The sequence below is a fragment of the Flavobacterium saccharophilum genome (assembly GCF_900142735.1).
In the GTDB taxonomy this organism is placed as follows: domain Bacteria; phylum Bacteroidota; class Bacteroidia; order Flavobacteriales; family Flavobacteriaceae; genus Flavobacterium; species Flavobacterium saccharophilum.
In genome coordinates this window covers 248,589-266,892 of the sequence record NZ_FRBY01000006.1, presented here as the reverse complement: position 1 = coordinate 266,892, position 18,304 = coordinate 248,589, and the positions used below count along the sequence as shown (strand labels likewise).

Genomic DNA, 18,304 nt, shown 5'->3' with positions numbered 1-18,304 from the left:
AGTATAGTTTTTAAAGAGTAAAATTTTTTAAAGATGACAAATTATAAATTCATATTAAGTGGTGGCGGTACAGGAGGACATATCTATCCTGCGATTGCAATTGCGAATGAATTAAAATTACAATTTCCTGATGCAGAATTCCTTTTTGTAGGGGCACAGGATAAGATGGAAATGCAAAAAGTGCCTCAGGCAGGTTATGAGATAAAAGGACTTTGGATTGCAGGTTTACAGCGAAAATTGACATTGCAGAATTTGATGTTTCCTTTAAAATTAGCAACAAGTTTATTAGAATCAAGAAGGATCATTAAGCAGTTTAAACCTAACGTCGTTATAGGTACGGGAGGTTTTGCGAGTGGGCCTTTATTACAAGCAGCAGGTTCATCCGGAATTCCGACAGTAATTCAGGAACAGAATTCATTCCCCGGAATTACAAATAAATTGTTGAGCAAAAAAGCGAATGCAATTTGTGTAGCCTATGGAAATTTAGAGCACTTTTTTCCAAAAGAAAAAATCGTTCTGACTGGAAATCCTGTTCGTCAGGATTTGATTGATATTGAAAGTAAAAAAGACGAAGCAATCGCTTTTTACGGTTTAGATCCAAATAAAAAAACACTATTGGTTTTAGGTGGAAGTTTAGGTGCGAGAAGAGTCAATCAGTTAATAGAAAAGGAATTACAGAATATGCTTTCGCAAGACGTTCAGATCATTTGGCAATGCGGGAAATTATATTTTGAGGATTATAAAAAATACAATCAGCAACACGTAAGAGTGGTTGATTTTATTGAAAGAATGGATTTTGTATACGCTGCAGCTGATGTGATTATTTCACGTGCAGGGGCATCATCGGTTTCGGAATTATGTATTGTTGGAAAACCAGTGATTTTTATTCCATCACCAAATGTTGCTGAAGATCATCAGACAAAAAATGCACAGGCTATTGTAGATGCAAAAGGTGCTATTTTATTGAAAGAATCAGAATTAGACAGTCAGTTTAGTATTGTTTTTGAAGCTTTAATGAAAGATGACGGGAAGCAAAAACAGTTGAGTGCCAATATAAAAAAATTGGCGATGCCGAATGCAACGAAAGTTATTGTTGAGGAGATTAAAAAGTTGTTATAATATAAAGTTTGTCTAAAATTATACAACACAAAAAAGAAAACAGAATGCTATTTTAGGCATTTTGGGTTATTAAAGGAGAAAAAATACAAAGGCTTAATTACTAGTTTTTTACAAAATAAGAGTAGAAACAAATAGCCCAAAAAATAAAATTAAAATGAATTTAAATCAAATACAGAACGTTTATTTTATTGGTATTGGAGGCATCGGAATGAGTGCTCTGGCTCGTTATTTTAAATATATCGGGAAACAGGTTTCAGGTTACGATAAAACGCCTTCGATGTTAACTAATGAATTGATTGAAAGTGGAATTGATATTCATTTTGAAGATAATATTAATTTGATTCCAAGTGATTATTTTGTAGAGAATACATTGGTGATTTTTACGCCTGCTGTTCCAAAATCACATTCAGAGTGGAATTACTTTATCGAAAGAAATTACGAAATTAAAAAGCGTGCTGAAGTTTTAGGAATTATTACGAAAGACACTTTTAGTTTTGCAGTTGCCGGTACACACGGAAAAACAACAACCTCAAGTATACTAGGACATATTTTATATGAGAGTGGAGCAGATGTTACCGCATTTGTGGGTGGAATAGTTGAGAATTACAATTCTAATTTAATTGGAACTGGAAAAACGGTAACGGTTGTAGAGGCAGATGAATTTGACCGTTCATTTTTGCATTTGCATCCAAATATTGCCTGTATCACTTCTATGGATGCTGATCATTTAGATATTTACGGAACCAGCGATGCTATTGAGGCTTCGTTTGTAGAATTTGCTTCGAAAGTTGAAGATAAAAGCAAGTTGTTTATAACCAAAGAATTGCCTCTTGAAGGAGTGCAATGTGCTATAAATGAAGATGCTGTATATAAGGCGTTCAATGTTCGTATTGAAAATGGAAGTTATGTTTTTGATGTGCAAACGCCATCAGAAATTATGAAAGACTTGCATTTTGGATTACCAGGAAAACACAATTTAATGAATGGATTAATGGCTATTGCAATGGCTAAGACTTTTGGCACCCCGACCGACTTAATTGCAAAAGCCATTGCTTCATTCAACGGAATCAGAAGACGTTTTTCTTATCAGATTAAATCTGAAAATTTAGTTTATATAGATGATTATGCACATCATCCAACAGAAATAAATGCTGTACATCAGGCTGTTAGCGAATTGTATCCAGGACGTAAAGTTTTGGCGATTTTTCAACCGCATTTATTTAGCAGAACGAGAGATTTTGCTGATGGATTTGCAGAAAGTTTATCACAATTTGATGAAGTGTTTTTAATGGATATTTACCCGGCACGTGAATTACCGATGGAAGGGATTACATCGGATTGGTTGCTAGGTAAAATGACAAGTTCGAATAAGAAAATTGTTGCAAAAAATGATTTATTAGCGGAAATCAAAGCCAGTGATGCGCCAATAATTGTAACAATAGGAGCTGGAGATATTGGTGAAATGGTTCCATCAATTAAAAAAATGCTAAATGAAAATATTTAATTGGACAAATATTCGATTGATTCTCATTTTTGGGCTTGTACTTTTTTTGTATTCGTTCGCACAGCATCGAAATGGTGATCGAAAACTGAAGAAATCTATGGTTGTTTTTGTAGGAGAAAACACGCTGTTTGTAAAGCAGGAATCGGTTAATAAATTGTTAATAGAAAATAAAAGAGACGCTTCCAGTATCCGAAAAGATGAAGTAGATTTGAATAAGATAGAAAAAAACCTTGATACGCAAGACATGATTGAGAAGTCAGATGTTTTTGTAAGTATCGATGGAGTTCTAAAAGCGAGAGTAAAACAGAAGACACCAATAGCGAGAGTTTATGATGGTGATAACTCTTTTTATATTGACTATGAAGGACATAAAATGCCTTTATCAGACAATTTTACAGCTCGGGTTCCTCTTGTTTCGGGGGCAATAAATGAAAAAAATAACGAAGATTTAGCTGCTTTATTTCGCACAATTTATGACGATGCGTTTTTGAAAAAAAACATCATTGCGATTCAAATTATGCCTAATGGCAGCTTAAAAATGTTTAATCGAAATTATGATTACTTCATCGACTTTGGCAGAACGATGAATGTTGATAAGAAATTTAGAAACTATAAGGCCTTTTTTCAAAAAGCAGTTTTAGATAGTTCGTTATATAAATACAAAAAGATTGACCTTAGGTTTACGGAACAAGTAGTTTGCACAAAATAATAGAAAATGGAAAAAGATAACATTGCAGTAGGTCTAGATATTGGAACCACCAAAATCGTTGCCATGATAGGCAAGAAGAATGAGTATGGCAAGTTGGAAATTTTGGGTATTGGGAAATCCAAAAGTTTGGGAGTTGCGAGAGGTGTTGTAAACAACATTACGCAAACAATCCAATCAATTCAACAAGCTATTTTAGAAGCAGAAAATAATTCAGGTTATAAAATAAAAGATGTGGTCGTGGGTATTGCAGGACAACACATCAGAAGTATTCAGCATACAGATTACATCAGCCGTAGTAATCCGGAGGAAGTAATTGGCGAAAAAGATATTCAGCTTTTGATTGACCAGGTTAATAAACTGGCTATGTTACCAGGAGAAGAAATCATTCACGTTTTGCCACAAGAATTTAAAATCGACGGACAATCTGAAATTAAAGAACCAATCGGAATGTACGGTGGAAGACTGGAATCTAGTTTTCACGTAGTGGTTGGACAAGCCTCTTCTATCAGAAATGTTGGAAGATGTATTCAGAGTTCAGGAATCGAATTGTCTGGATTGACATTAGAGCCTTTGGCTTCTGCAGATGCAGTTTTGAGTCAGGAAGAAAAAGAAGCTGGTGTAGCATTGATCGATATTGGTGGCGGAACAACGGATTTAGCCATTTTTAAAGATGGAATCATTCGTCACACTGCAGTAATTCCTTTTGGAGGAAATGTAATTACAGACGATATTAAAGAAGGCTGTTCAATTATTGAAAAACAAGCTGAGCTTTTAAAAATAAAATTCGGATCAGCCTGGCCGGGAGAAAATAAAGACAACGAAATTGTTTCTATTCCTGGATTAAGAGGCAGAGAGCCAAAAGAGATATCGCTTAAAAACTTATCTAAAATTATTCATGCCCGTGTGGTGGAAATTGTGGAGCAGGTTTTTGCAGAAATTAAGGCTTATGGACACGAAGATCCTCGTAAAAAATTAATTGCCGGAATCGTTCTTACAGGTGGTGGTGCTCAACTAAAACACATTAAACAATTAGTAGAATACATTACCGGAATGGATACCAGAATTGGTTATCCAAATGAGCATTTAGCAGGGAATTCAAGCGAAGAAATTTCTAGCCCATTGTTTGCAACTGCAGTTGGTTTGGTAATGAACAGCATCGAAAACAGTACACAAAGTGCTGTTAGAATGGAGTTGGTTAACGAACAGCCAAAAGTGGTTTACAGAAATGTTCCACCGCAGCAACAACAGCCAGTACAACAACGATACGAAGTTGAAGAAAACTACGTTGAAAGAGTAGAAACTATTGAACAGCCAAGAGAAGTTAGAAGTAACACGAAGGTTGAAGCAGAATCTACCGAAACAAAAATAAGAAGATCATTTTTTGATCGCTATGTCGATAAAATCAAGGATTTTTTAGACAACGCAGAATAAAATAATAATAGACGAAAAGGATTACTATTGGCCCCAAGTCAAGAAGTAAAAAATGTATTTAATAAGAATTTCAAAACCAAAAAGATGATGAGCAACTCAGAATTTGGAAGTATTTCATTTGATTTACCAAAAAACCAATCAAATGTAATCAAGGTAATAGGTGTAGGTGGAGGCGGAAGTAACGCAATCAACCACATGTTTAAACAAGGTATTAAAGGGGTAGATTTTATCGTTTGTAATACAGACTCGCAGGCACTTCAGAATAGTGCTGTACCAAATAAAATTCAGTTAGGTATGAACCTAACAGAGGGTCTTGGAGCAGGAGCAAATCCTGATGTAGGACAACAATCTGCTATTGAGAGTATCGCTGATATCGAAAAAATGTTGGACCGTGGTACTAAGATGGTATTTATTACCGCTGGTATGGGTGGTGGAACCGGTACAGGTGCTGCTCCGGTAATTGCACAATTAGCAAAAGAAAGAGAGATTTTAACGGTTGGTATCGTAACAATTCCATTTCAGTTTGAAGGGAAAGTTCGTCAGGAACAGGCTCTTTTAGGAATCGAAAAATTACGTAAACAAGTCGATTCGTTAATCGTAATCAATAATAATAAGTTAAGAGAAGTATACGGAAATCTTGGTTTTAAAGCAGGATTCTCTAAAGCGGATGAAGTATTAGCAACAGCCTCCAGAGGTATTGCTGAAGTAATTACGCACCACTATACTCAAAATATCGATTTACGTGATGCAAAAACTGTTTTATCAAACAGTGGAACTGCGATCATGGGATCTTCTGTTGCTACAGGTGAAAACAGAGCGAAAGAAGCTATTGTTTCAGCTTTGGACTCTCCGTTATTAAACGACAACAAAATTACAGGAGCCAAAAACGTATTGTTGCTTATCGTTTCTGGATCTAATGAAATCACGCTTGATGAGATTGGAGAAATCAACGATCATATCCAGGCAGAAGCGGGTTACAACGCGAATATTATCATGGGAGTTGGTGAAGACGAAACTCTTGGTGAGGCTATTGCGGTAACTATCATTGCTACTGGTTTTGATGTTGAACAACAAAATGAAATTGTAAATACAGAACCTAAAAAAATCATTCATACGTTAGAAGATGAGCAAAGAAGTGTTCATAATTTAACGAACAAAACGGTTACTTCTTTTGATTTAAATGCTGAAACACCTACTGCGAAATCAGAAGAAAAAGTTGTTTTTGAATTAATGGAAGATGAGCCTTTTGCTAATACTCATAATCCTATAGTTCCAACTCCTGTTGCTCCAGTTGCAGTTGCTCCAACTATCAATCAGGAAGAATTAGTGGTGATGTCAGAGTTTATCAAAAATCTTGATGTGACTTTTGAAATCGTTTCGCCAATTACAGATATCGATTTTACGATTTCATCTCCTGCTGCAGAATTTGTTCAGGAAGTAAAGCCAGTTCAGCAAAGAACTTTTGAAAGAGAAGAACAAACGACTTTCTCTTTTGATTTGCCTCTTTTCAGATCTGAGCCAGAAGTAAAAAAAGAACCGGTTGTTGAGGAGACTAAAATTTTATTCGAATTATCAAACGAAACTCGTAATATCAAAGTTAACGATCCAGTACAATTTGTACCGGTAACAGAAGTTGCTGAAAACGGAGTTATCAAATATTCTTTAGAAGAATATATGGAGGTTGAGGACAATTTAATGTCATCAAAACCAGTTGAAAAAGTGGTAGAAGATGTTGTTCCTGCTGAATTGAATATTCAGTTGAAACAAAAGGTTGATTTTGCTCAGGAAGCTGATTTCTCAACAACTTCAAATGTTTCTCCAATGGAATTAACTATCGAAGAAACATTACGTTTAAGAGCAGAAGAAAGAAGAAAGAAACTAAAGGAGTTTAACTATAAATTCCATAATAATGTTTCGAGAATTGATGAACTTGAAAAAGAGCCTGCTTACAAAAGATTAGGTATCGATCTTTCAAATAATCAGTCGAATACAACCAATTCAAGAATATCTGTTGGTACTGATAGTAATAACGATTTGCAATTGCGTTCAAACAATTCATTTTTGCACGACAACGTAGATTAATTTTACATTCATAATATTAGGATAACCCGAAAATTGGATTTAATTTTCGGGTTATTTTTTTTATCTTCGCACAGAATTTTAAAATTTGACTTCTTTAGTACACTTTTAAAGTGAATCTTATTGTCATTTGAAGTGAAGTCGAAAATAATTCAAATAATTATAACAATATATAAGCCTGGCTTATTTAAATAAAATAAAACGATGAGTTTACAAACATTAATCATGGACGAAATTAAAACGGCCATGAGAGCAAAAGATACAGTTGCATTAGAAGCATTAAGAGCTATTAAATCTGAAATGTTACTGGCTGCAACAGCTTCAGGATCAAAAGAAGAATTAACAGAAGACGATGAAGTTAAATTACTTCAAAGACTGGTTAAAACCCGTAAAGAAAGTGCCAGAATTTTTACAGAACAAAATCGTCCTGATTTAGCTGAACCAGAATTGGCTCAGGTTGCTGTAATCGAGAAGTTTTTGCCTGCTCAATTAAGTGAGGAAGAAGTAGAAGCAGTAATAGCAAAAATCATTGCTGAAACTGGAGCTTCAGGAATTGCTTCAATGGGTAAAGTTATGGGATTAGCCTCTGCTCAATTAGGCGGAACTGCTGAAGGAAAAACCATTTCGGCAATTGTAAAAAAACTATTAGTTTAAAATTCCAATAAAAAAATTCCAAATTCCAATGCTCAAATTGGAATTTGGAATTTAAAAAATTTGGAATTTAATATTTGACCGCGTAGTTCAACTGGATAGAATATCAGATTTCGGCTCTGAGGGTTGGGGGTTCGAACCCCTCCGCGGTCACTACAAAATTTAAAAGCCTGAGAATCTATATTCTCAGGCTTTTTTTATCTTTAAACATTATCGATTTTATTATCGCCTCCAATGATTTAATCGTGGTAAAACACTTTTTAGATAATTAAGACCGTATGGTGAACTCAAAATATGATTTATGGTAAAATTCGCTTTCTCTGTTGAATTTGTTACTGACAGATAAGGATTGGCCCAATAATATGAATTAAACCAATCCTTAATTGAAAAAACATATTTATCAAAAAAATGATTGCCAGCCATAAATCCAATAAATTTTTTTGTGTCAATATCTAATCTATTATCATTTTTTAATTCATCAAAAAAATCAAATTGTTTTTTAAAATCATGTTTTTCAATAGAGGAATAACCAAAATTTTCCACCATCTTGTTAAATGTTTTTTCGTCGTAGGCTAATTTGACTAAATTTAAAAGTGTCTTTTCCCAGACTTCCTCATCAAAAGCATCTAATTTCGAATAATATTTTTGAAGAAAATTTTCTAAAGGCATCGTGATGAAATCTGTATTTTCTTTATCCAGAAACTCTTTTGAATAATTGATTCGCAGATTTTTATTAATTTCAAGTTTTGTTAAATATTCAAGCATAATTCTATTTTAATAACTTTAAAAAATTAATTGCTTCAAGCTTTTGGCCATCACTTATTAATTTTATTTGTTCATTTTTAGAAATAAAATTTAGAAAATCTGAAGGTAATTCAATAGATAGCTTATCAACATAAAAGTGGAGATAATTAGGCCAAATCCAATATCCGTCTGTTAAATAACTAACTCCACCTATTATAGAACTATCATCTTTTATTAATGATTTTACTACTTGCATAGTAACTGCGATCGAAGTTCCTTTTTTCAAATAATTAAGAATCGTTTCTTTATTCTGATAATCGCTTCTTATTTTATAATCATGAAATTTCTTCCCACTCAATTCATCATTATATTCACTAATTACGCCTATTAATCTCATTGTGTTTTTTTATGTATCATAGTTAAAGTTACATTTTAAGATTTAATAATTTATAATCTTTAAGTTTCTTCTAATAACAGCTTCACATTCTGTACCTCAGTCTAACTATAGAAAACAAAAAGCCTGAGAATATAGATTCTCAGGCTTTTTTTAATTGCTACTTTTCACAAATTTCTTTCAGCTTGTCAAGTGCCTTTGGATAGTGTTCGTTCATATAATCTACAAATTCTTCTACTGTGTCTAAGTCAACAGTAACAGTTGTAGTTCCATTGTTTTCTTCGAAGGTGTAGTTTTCAAATCCGTTTGCCCATTTTTCTACATCTGGTCCTTCAGTTATTTCCTTATCATCTTTTAAAAGTCCATAATGTTGAATAGAGACAAACTGATGTGGAACGTTTACAGCTATCCTGGAAACCATACCTCCCTTTTCTCCTTTTTCATCTACACCAATAAATAGAATTTTACTTCCCTTTTCCCAACTTCCTTCGTAGGTAGAAGTGGGGTTAAACAAGGCAGTCCATTGTTCGTAAGTTGATTTATTGGTAATGCCAAGCATAAAATCATATATCTTGGTTACAGGTGCCTTGATGCTTACTTTGAATTGTAACTTTTTCATAATGTTTAATATTTGGTTAGACTGATCTTTAAATTTTATTAGCTGTTGTTTTTCTTTTATAAGTTTAAAGTTAAAATAAAAAAAATTGTAATGTCTAATAAAATAGATCAAGTTGGTAAGATTTACTCATTACGATCCATTTTCCATTTTCTTTTTTCATGATTATTAAATAATTGTCTGTTAAGCCATTAATTGATTCAGTGGTTCCCTGACCCACTTTAAAAACTAAATACTTATTAGCACTATAAAAGATAGGTTCTGAAAAAGAAAAAACATTAGTGATTGGAAGATGTTTTTCGAAGTGACTGACAATAAATTCTATAAATAAATGAGATGAGAAGAACTCAATATTTTTATAATTAAAATCATTAGCAACCCATGAATTGTGTTTTTCAATTTTGAGATAATATTCTTTTTTCATTACTGCCCAATGTTCTTCATTATAGAGAGGCGGTTTGATTTCTTCTCTTTCTTCTCTTTTGTATTCATTGGTTAGAGAGTCTTTAGACGTTTTTCCTTTGAAAATATCAATTACATGATTGGTACTGGTCTTCTCTTGAATTATAAATATCTTTTGATTATAATCTGGAACAATTGCTTGTAAAAAGTCATTTATAGCTTCTCTTTTGTCTTGAGCATAGGATAGATTGCTAAAAAAAGATACAAATAGCAATAATAGGCATATAAGCTTTTTCATATTCTCGTTAGAAGGCTATCCAACTGCCTTTTTGTTAATTTGGAGTTCCTGATTCAATTGTATTTATATTTTTTAGGACTAGTTTTTCCTATTTCTCAGATCCCTTTTTAGAATTCTTCACCAAAATAAAAACTGAAAATGCAAAACACAAGAAGTAAATAACTGCCAGTGCCGGCTTCTCAAATTTAAAAGTTTCAAAATCGAATTGCTTAAATAATGTTACGCCTAAGATGATTGCACAAATCCAAAAGATAAAGTTGACTACTTTTTTATTTTCCATGATTTTTAGTGTTTTATAAGTGTATGAATTATCGTTTTTATTACAATTTCAAAAAATAATTAATAACGAAGATAGGAAAGAATAAGAAATTATTTATATTTTTTTTTGGATGTAAATGTGATGAAAAAACAAACGCTCTAATCTAGCCCCGATAGCAGCGGTATCTCCCGATTTAGAAAAACAAGGCTTTTTAGCCGTAGTTTTTGTTAATTGGGAATATAGCGGATAGCGGGACGAAACGTGTTTTGAAAACGAAATTCTTCTGCTCCAAATAAAAAAAACAAACAAGAAAAAAGGTCTTAATAAACATATTTTCATACGTCAATTAAAACCTTTTTCAGTAAAATGAATTATATAATTAATCAATCACAACTTCTGCTAAGTTTTGATTTTCTTTAATTCTACCAAGCTGAATCGTTTGCAGTTTTCGCTCAGTTACACCGTTTTTAGAAGTATACACTTCAACCATAACTGTTGTTGGGCCGTTTTCGGTTAAGGTTCTTTCGCCGAAATAATTCGATTTGATGATGTATTTTCCTTTAACAGCGTTTCTCAATAAATATTGTTCCGGACCGTAGCCTTCTGTGAAATCTTTAGAGAAACGAGCACCTATTTCAGTATCGCGATGTCCGTAATAACATTCTTCGTTGGTTGGTTCTATAATGTGAAGATCGATATCAGTATCCATTTGATTCCAGTTTAGGATAATACGAATGGCAACTGGCATTTTGTTTAGATATTTTTTGTCCAGTTTGTCTGTTTTAATGCCGCTGTGTTCCTGAATCATTCTGTTCAAATCCATTAAAATAATATCTTCAACACCAGAATATTGTCCGCTCATTTCACCGAAATAATTTACATCTAAGGCTTTGATCAACTCATCAAAAGCGGCCTGATATTGTTTGTTGTCTTCCAGCGTCAACGCCAAATCACGGTGCGCTTGTGGTTCCTGCTCCCTCCATTTTGCAACCTGGCTAGCAGTAAACAAAGCATCTTCATAGGTTCCCCACTGACGTAATACATAAGTCAGCGATTTGTATAACTGATGATTCTCTAAACCTAAATCGGCAATGTTGCTTAATACTAACAAGGCTTTTTCTTTGTCGCCATTGTCATAAAAGTAGTTAGCCACATCAAAATAAAAATTCGGATTGTTGATTTGGTCGGCACGCAATTCAAGATATACACTGTATCTTTTTTCTGCAGGAGCATTGGCCAATGCTTTCAAATAAATTCGGTCCGGATTCCAGGTGTTTGTTTTTGTTTGATTAAAACTGGAATAACCAACAGTAACATCCAGATTGGAATCCACAACATTTTGACTCTGAATATTGTCAGCGGCAATTGCAGTACCAGAACCAACAGCAATTCCGGCTACTTTTCCGGCCAGTGCCTTTTGAATGCTCGGAGCAGGACGTGTGATGTTTTCTGCACGAACCATTGTTGTGGCAGCAGTACTATAACTTCTTTTTTCTTTGCGATCTGATTCTTCATCCTCTTCAACATCCTCTCGCTGGCTGCGGCTTATTCCGTATGCAACAGTCACAACTTCCTGTAATTCGTGATGAGCGTCTTTCAGTGTAATGCTATAATTTCTTCCTCTTCCAACTCTGATTTCCTGGCCATCCATCCCAATATAACTAACCTGCAGTTTATCGCCGCTTACAGCATCAATACCAAATTTGCCATCAAAATCTGTAGTGGTGCCACGACGAGTGCCTTTTACTAAAATACTTGCCCCTGGCAGGGGCATACCACGTTCATCCAAAACAACACCTCTTATATTACCAGTAATATTGCTCACATTTTTTGGATTCTTTGGCACAGGCACTGGTTTCGGAATAGTGTATTTCGTGTTTTTGTCCCACCATATTTTAAGCTGTTCGTAATAACTGGCTACATTTTCCCAATTGCTAAATTTCTTTGCCTGAGCGCTTGCCATTTGCTGCTTCATAACGTTATCAAACTCCGCTCTTAATTCGGCTGGCGGAATAATATCATATTGAATATAATCGTGCAGACTTTCTAATACAATAAGCGACGTGTTTTGCGTTACAATTCCGTATCGTTTTCCGAGCGCTTCAATTTCATCGGCGTTTGTTTTGTACTGAATTTCGAGATTGGCAATTTTCTTTTGCGCCCACAATTTTTCGATACTAATTTCGCCCGAAACCGGAATCGTAGCATCAATATGAATTGTTTTTTCTAAAACAGGTTTTTCGTCATAACCAAAAAGCAATACCACATCATTCTTGCTTTTTAATGAAATTCCGGCAACGCTAAAACTTCCTGAAACAGGTGTTCCGGTCATTGGATATAAATCGGTTACCAGATAATTTTCTTTGATTCCCAGAAATTTCAAACTCTGATACATCAATTTATCATAAGCATCTTCAATTTTTAACTCATTTAAGTTGATGAAATTTCCGCCCGTTTTTATCGCATTATAATTCAGAAAAGCATAATCTGAGGAACCAAGCGAACTAATCGTATAAATTGGTTTTTTGGTTGTAGTCAATAGATTTGCACTCAAAGAAGACAAGCCATCTGTAAAGAATAAATACTCGTCATGAACCGGCAATTTGATTTTTGAGAAACGCGTACCGCCATCATAAACCACGTTTTCTAAAACTGATTTCAGGGCAGACCAATCGCCATTTTGAATCGTATAAGTATTCTTTTTATCAAAGTTATAACCGGCAAAATACAAAGTCACCGATACGTTTTTCAATTGATTAAAATAGGCGGAAAGCAATTGCAGCTCTTTCTTAACGTTTCGGTTTTTGCAGCTTAGTGAAACATCCCAGATTAAACCAATAGTAGCTGGGTTTTTCTTTAGAATTTTAGGATTATCCAAAATAGTATTGGCATAAAAATAATGTTGATCGTTAACGCTTTGGGTTACGACACTCGGAATTTCAGCACGAATTGGAATCGTAATAACTAGTTTATCCTTAAGCTGATAATTCACTTTTTTAACCGAAGTCACATAAGACTGATTCTGATTTTCCAATGCCAGAACTCCTTCATCATTAGCAATGGTTGGTGCCGCGGTTGCCCCCAAAACCGCGACATTCAACTCAAAAGTATCCAGTTTCCCGGAATAACTACTCAACATTTGATAGGACAAATGTGTCGCATCAAAACTGCTTAATTCCTGTTCGTAACCAATAATTACAATGCGTTCTTTTCCTGGCATTAAAGGATAAATGCGGGTTCTGAAATTATTTCCTTCTACTTTTTCGAGTAATCCCGGATCGACACGACGATGCTCAACGGCTTCAAAAACCTGTTTTCCTTTGTTTTTATTTACCGGAACCGCTTCACGCATTTTTCCGTTAATATCAATCGCATATCGCGAAACCGAAACCCCTTCCGGTAACGGAAACATCAATTCGGCTTCCATCTGGCGCTTGGTTCCGTTATAAAAATGCATTTCAGTTGTCGTGTACGCAATATTGCCCACGATTTTTACGGTAACTTTAAGTTGGTTTAGTCGGACTAAAGAAGAATCTTTTCCTTTTACATTCAATTGCGGACTTTGTGCCTGACTAAAAAATCCGAAGAATAACAGCGAAATTAGAAGTATGTTTTTCATAAAATATAGTTTTAAGTTTTCCAGAAGAAACTTCTCTATTACTATAGAGTACTATTTTTATAAAAAGGTTGGGACGAATAAAAAAACTTCTTCATAAAAAGTCTTATAAAGAAGTTTTGTTTTAATTTTTAGTAGTTTTTTCAGGAGCTGTTTCCAGCCATCCGCTATATCTTTTGGGGCGAACCCCGCCCCAAAAGGATGCCGCTTCTGTCTGGGCTAGGGACTCTTTTTCAAAAGAAGTATTATTTTTCTATTTTATAGTATTCCGATTTTATTTTGAATTTTCCAGAAAAGCATGAATATAATTTACGACCAAATTCACATGCTGATGATGCGGTGCATGTCCGGTTTGCGGCAAAACAATAAGTTGTGCTGTTGGTAATTGCTGTGTTAAAGGATACCAGTTTTCGACTGCAAAACTAATGTCATTATCTCCGCAAATGATCAAAATTGGTGTTTTGGTTGTTTTCAGTTTTCCTTTAAAATCATCTTTGTCTTCGGCTAAACCGGCACTGCCTTGAAAATAAAGCTGAAAAACATCCATAGTCGACGGAATTTTAGAAACATCAATTCGTTTGGCAATTCTGTCGTGCGATGCTTTGGCTTCTATTTTACTGGCTTCTGACGAAGGTTCAAAAAATAACACAATTTCATCATCAAAATCGTTTACAGGTTTTAGGGCTGCATCCAGAAAAGCCTGTCCTAACGGAACGACTCTTTCGCCCGGAGGCCCAGTCCCTAACAATACGGTTTGTGTAATAAGATCATCAAATAGGAGCGTGGCTACCTGAGTTACCAATCCTCCGTAAGACCAGCCCATGATGATTGTTTTTTCAATTTTTAGAAAAGCGGCCAGATCTTTTACGTCTTTGGCAACCTCTTTTAAATCGGTTGGTAAAGTTCCGGTTGAATAACCAATTCCGCTGTAATCAAAAGTGATGACACGATAATTATCAGCAAGTTTGTCTAAAAATAAAGGATCCCAGGTATCAAGAGTTCCTCTAAACCTGTTTACTAAAATAATCGGCGTTCCTTGTCCGATAGAGCGATACGCAATTTTACGTCCAGGAACATCGGCAAATTCGGTGGTTGAATTCAGCGCGCTACTTTTTTGTGCATTCATAGTATATAAATTTGTTATAAGCATCAAAAAAACAAATGAGATTTTTAATGTTTTCATTGTCTTTGAATTTTGGTTTGCGACAAATCCAGAAACAATTTTAATGCCTTGGTTAAAATATTTATAATCCGGTGTTTTTTTGAGATATGGAGCTGTTTAATAGTTTTGGTTTCTGTTTTATTTCGCTAAGGGAAAGGTACTTTAGCGATATTTAGAAAAATTAGATCTCTATTGTACTGCCTATTTTTGGTAAATAAAGCTGCAGATTGGCATTTGTAAAATCTGTCATTGCTTTTTCATGATCCATTACTATGAAACCAAAAGTGTCGTAATGCACACCCAGAATTTTGGTAACCCCAACTAATTTTGAAGCTTCAATCGCTTCTTCAACACCCATCGTGAGGCCGTCGCCAATTGGGAAAACAGCAAAATCAAGTTTAGTAAATTTTGGAATAATTTGCATGTCTAATGTCAGGGCTGTGTCGCCGCTATAATAGAAATTTCCGTCTGCAGTCGTAAGTACAAAACCACAGGCAATTCCGCCATAACTTCCATCCATAAAACTACTCGGATGTTGCGCAATCACGCATTTTACGCGTCCAAAATCAAAATCAAATTTCCCACCCGGATTGATCGGATGCGCATTTTCGATTCCGTTTTTTAAAAGCCAGCCATAGATTTCGAAATTCCCCAAAACCTTCGCTCCGGTATTTTTGGCGATTCTTTCCACATCCTGAATATGGTCGTAATGTGCATGTGAAATAAAAATATAATCTGCTTTTATGGCGTCGACGTCAACATCTTTTGCCAGTTCGTTGGGTGTAATAAAAGGATCAAAAAGAATATGTTTTCCATTGACATAAACAGAGAAACAGGAATGACCGTAATAAGTTACTTTCATGATAAAATAGATTTATAAATTAATAATGACTTATAATCGAAATAGTTGTCTTCTTTTATCCAAAAAATGTACCACTGAAATCTACTTTAGTTGCTGTGAATAATCAAACAACTATTCTTCAAAAACCTTTTCAGTATCCACCGGATTATTTTCCTGATATAGTTTTTTACCAATTTCACCACTGTCGCCCAAAGCACGACCTTTAATCAGCCAGGCGCTTCCAAAAGCAAATAGGGCAAGAGCCTCGAGAATCAAAGTAGAATATCGGAACAGTTTAAAAGTCTCAGAAATGGGAACCAGAATCACAAAAACAATAATCGAATAACCACAAAAGCGATAAATATTGTTTTCGTTTAACATGCTTTTTGGATCTCTGGTTTCATTTTCCTGACCAATCGTAAAAACGTTAATGGCCAGTAAAGCCATGATTAAGAAAAGTAAAGCTGCAAAACCATAATGAAGCCAGCCCAGCCACTTTTCAGCGTATGGAATCAACGTATAAATTTTATTGAAAGAATCTTCCGGATTCATAGGAAACAGTGCAACGCCAATCGCCATAATTCCGGCGATATTGGTTAATAGGTTGTCATTTTTCCAAATAGAAGCATTACCATGACCTTTGTACCGAATTAAAAACAATCCAACTGCAGCCAAAGTTCCCGTAAAAATTTCCCTGAGATTGGTATAATAATAATTGCTTATAGAAGGCTGAAGCGGCGTTTTGAAAAAAGAGATATAAGATAACCCAACTAAAAGTATCGGCAGACTAATGCCTAAATACCCAATAGCACGCCTGATTCTTCTGTAGGTAAAAATATCAAAGCTTTCAATTTTAACTTCTTCGTTGTTGAACTTCATCTTCATAGCCAATGTGATTTGGTTTAGAAAGATAAAGTTAAGAGATTATTTTGTAAGTATTTGAAAGTTAGCGTGTAATAATGGTTTGGTGATCTTTGTATCATTAAGAGGAATGATATTCAAGCGATAGGGACTGGTGCAGTAAATCCAGAACGCTTTTGAAATTTTACGATTTTATTCGCATTTAAATATAGCCCACGGTTTCAACCGTGGGAGACGGATTATGGAAATGTATTTTGCATCATAAAAATACATAGGGAAATACATTGCGTCCCAATGGTTGAAACCATTGGCTATGTTTTTAGCAGTGTGATTGTAATTCATATAAATCGGCGAGTAGGACGCTATCAAATCAGTATTCAAAAACTTATTTTCTTGAAAATAAATTCTCTACAACCCAAGCCGGGCCAATCATTAAAAACTGAAGATCTTTTAGGAACGAAGGTTTTTTGCCTTCAATATTATGTCCGTAGAATTGACCGATCCACGCGATCACAAACACGCCTATGGAGAACATCCACAACGGTACCAACTGGCCGATATAATAATTCACCACCAGACAAATAGTAGAGAATACAGCAATTTTAATCGCCATCGCAACTGACAAGCGAATGTAAAAAACGAGCACAAAAATTAAAAAAACAGTTGCCCAATTTTCGATAATAGGAGCGTTCAGTTTTAAAGTACTAGCAATTATTCCGCTTGGAATACTCATCAATAAACCCACTATCGAAAAGTAAATAGCAGGCACGCAAACATAATGAATCGCTTTGTTTTTCGGGTTTTGATGGCTTACAGCATATTCTGCAAACCATTGGTCTAAAGTTCTCATTTTTTTTGGATTTAGGTATGTAAATCTATTGAATTTTTTGTAACTAATTGTATTACTATAAATTTGGTTTGGTTACTCCTATTTTTTCATATCGGGCCTTGTTCATTTCAAAATGCATTTCAGTCATTGCATTCAAATACTCCTTTAAGGGCTCTAGATTGTATTCTTTTCTTAGCGCATCAACGTGATCTGGATCTGAAAGCCCATTTTTAGGAATAGCACTAACTGTTGCTTTAACTTCATAAGTTACCTGGGTTCCAAACAGCTGTTTTTCGCCTGCATTTACTTTTATTCTGTCATACAAAAACGCATAATTTTCTGGATTGGCATTTCTTTTTTTAACTTCTTTTTGCATCGATCCTAAAACCTGTTGCTGAAATTCAGGATATTTATCTAAGTGCTGTATTAAAAGCCAGAAATCATTTGAGCCATCTTTTCCAACCTGGTCAAAACCTAAAAAACCATATTTTTTATAGATTTTTTCGAGTTGATTTTTGGTAACTGTAAAAACACTGTCTTTAAAAGATTTCCATTTTTCTTTATCATAATTTGTATTTCCGTTTTTTGGCGGCGAAGCAGCAACCTGATCAATTTTGACCATTTCTTTAAGTTCTGTTTTTAGTTCAGTTTGAGTTGCGGTGCTCAGTTTTGGAGCACAGCTTGTAAGGAATGCAAAAAGAGTTGAAATTAGAATGCAGTTTTTCATTGTCATATTTTAGAGTATGTTAAGGCGAGTAGTAAGGTTTTTAAATATTTTGAATCCTTGTA

The 18,304-nt window shown here is 34.6% G+C and carries 16 protein-coding genes and 1 tRNA gene; 7 read left to right on the top strand and 10 right to left on the bottom strand.

The features are described 5' to 3' along the window. The first annotated feature begins 33 nt into the window (after window positions 1-33). The 7 genes from murG (at window position 34) to BUA98_RS19620 (ending at window position 7,646) form a co-directional block, all read left to right on the top strand. Window positions 34-1,119, top strand: coding sequence for an undecaprenyldiphospho-muramoylpentapeptide beta-N-acetylglucosaminyltransferase (gene murG, locus BUA98_RS19650; RefSeq protein ID WP_072975285.1), 1,086 nt, complete (start codon window positions 34-36; stop codon window positions 1,117-1,119). A 154-nt stretch (window positions 1,120-1,273) separates the two neighbouring features. Continuing rightward, window positions 1,274-2,623 carry a UDP-N-acetylmuramate--L-alanine ligase gene (gene murC / locus BUA98_RS19645; RefSeq protein ID WP_072975284.1) on the top strand — a complete coding sequence of 450 codons (1,350 nt, stop codon included), beginning with the start codon at window positions 1,274-1,276 and terminating at the stop codon, window positions 2,621-2,623. Beyond that, window positions 2,610-3,332 (top strand): cell division protein FtsQ/DivIB, encoded by a 723-nt coding sequence (locus BUA98_RS19640; protein ID WP_072975282.1) that lies wholly within the window; start codon window positions 2,610-2,612, stop codon window positions 3,330-3,332. Before murC ends, BUA98_RS19640 begins: the two co-directional genes overlap by 14 nt. A gap of 6 nt (window positions 3,333-3,338) precedes the next feature. Beyond that, complete coding sequence (ftsA, locus tag BUA98_RS19635) at window positions 3,339-4,763, top strand: cell division protein FtsA (RefSeq protein ID WP_072975281.1); 1,425 nt, start codon at window positions 3,339-3,341, stop codon at window positions 4,761-4,763. Window positions 4,764-4,847: 84 nt separating this feature from the next. Then, the gene (ftsZ, locus tag BUA98_RS19630) at window positions 4,848-6,845 is read left to right on the top strand and encodes a cell division protein FtsZ (protein ID WP_072975279.1); all 1,998 of its coding nucleotides are present in this window, start codon (window positions 4,848-4,850) and stop codon (window positions 6,843-6,845) included. Window positions 6,846-7,046: 201 nt separating this feature from the next. Continuing rightward, window positions 7,047-7,496 (top strand): GatB/YqeY domain-containing protein, encoded by a 450-nt coding sequence (locus BUA98_RS19625; RefSeq protein WP_072975278.1) that lies wholly within the window; start codon window positions 7,047-7,049, stop codon window positions 7,494-7,496. 76 nt (window positions 7,497-7,572) lie between these two features. Next, window positions 7,573-7,646, top strand: a tRNA-Arg gene (locus BUA98_RS19620). A gap of 69 nt (window positions 7,647-7,715) precedes the next feature. Here the strand turns inward: BUA98_RS19620 and BUA98_RS19615 are convergent. From BUA98_RS19615 to BUA98_RS19565, 10 genes are all read right to left on the bottom strand, one after another. Then, window positions 7,716-8,258, bottom strand: coding sequence for a hypothetical protein (locus tag BUA98_RS19615; RefSeq protein WP_072975276.1), 543 nt, complete (start codon window positions 8,256-8,258; stop codon window positions 7,716-7,718). 4 nt (window positions 8,259-8,262) lie between these two features. Continuing rightward, window positions 8,263-8,634: a hypothetical protein gene (locus BUA98_RS19610; RefSeq protein ID WP_072975274.1), complete on the bottom strand. Its 372-nt coding sequence runs from the start codon at window positions 8,632-8,634 to the stop codon at window positions 8,263-8,265. A gap of 157 nt (window positions 8,635-8,791) precedes the next feature. Further along, window positions 8,792-9,250, bottom strand: a complete 459-nt coding sequence (locus BUA98_RS19605; protein WP_072975273.1) for an SRPBCC family protein — start codon at window positions 9,248-9,250, stop codon at window positions 8,792-8,794. A gap of 94 nt (window positions 9,251-9,344) precedes the next feature. Next, window positions 9,345-9,947: a hypothetical protein gene (locus tag BUA98_RS19600; RefSeq protein ID WP_072975271.1), complete on the bottom strand. Its 603-nt coding sequence runs from the start codon at window positions 9,945-9,947 to the stop codon at window positions 9,345-9,347. Between the two features lie 638 nt (window positions 9,948-10,585). Beyond that, window positions 10,586-13,825 (bottom strand): VIT domain-containing protein, encoded by a 3,240-nt coding sequence (locus tag BUA98_RS19590; RefSeq protein ID WP_072975270.1) that lies wholly within the window; start codon window positions 13,823-13,825, stop codon window positions 10,586-10,588. Window positions 13,826-14,096: 271 nt separating this feature from the next. After that, the gene (locus BUA98_RS19585; protein WP_244279233.1) at window positions 14,097-15,005 is read right to left on the bottom strand and encodes an alpha/beta fold hydrolase; all 909 of its coding nucleotides are present in this window, start codon (window positions 15,003-15,005) and stop codon (window positions 14,097-14,099) included. A gap of 160 nt (window positions 15,006-15,165) precedes the next feature. Further along, entirely contained in the window at window positions 15,166-15,846 is a 681-nt protein-coding gene (locus BUA98_RS19580; RefSeq protein WP_072975268.1) for a metal-dependent hydrolase, read from the bottom strand. A gap of 111 nt (window positions 15,847-15,957) precedes the next feature. Beyond that, on the bottom strand, window positions 15,958-16,710 hold the full coding sequence (locus tag BUA98_RS19575; protein ID WP_139257030.1) for a hypothetical protein: 753 nt from the start codon (window positions 16,708-16,710) through the stop codon (window positions 15,958-15,960). Window positions 16,711-17,071: 361 nt separating this feature from the next. Further along, entirely contained in the window at window positions 17,072-17,536 is a 465-nt protein-coding gene (locus tag BUA98_RS19570; protein ID WP_072975265.1) for an Mpo1 family 2-hydroxy fatty acid dioxygenase, read from the bottom strand. Between the two features lie 55 nt (window positions 17,537-17,591). Continuing rightward, entirely contained in the window at window positions 17,592-18,242 is a 651-nt protein-coding gene (locus BUA98_RS19565) for a DUF6624 domain-containing protein (RefSeq protein ID WP_139257029.1), read from the bottom strand. Between the last annotated feature and the right edge of the window lie 62 nt (window positions 18,243-18,304).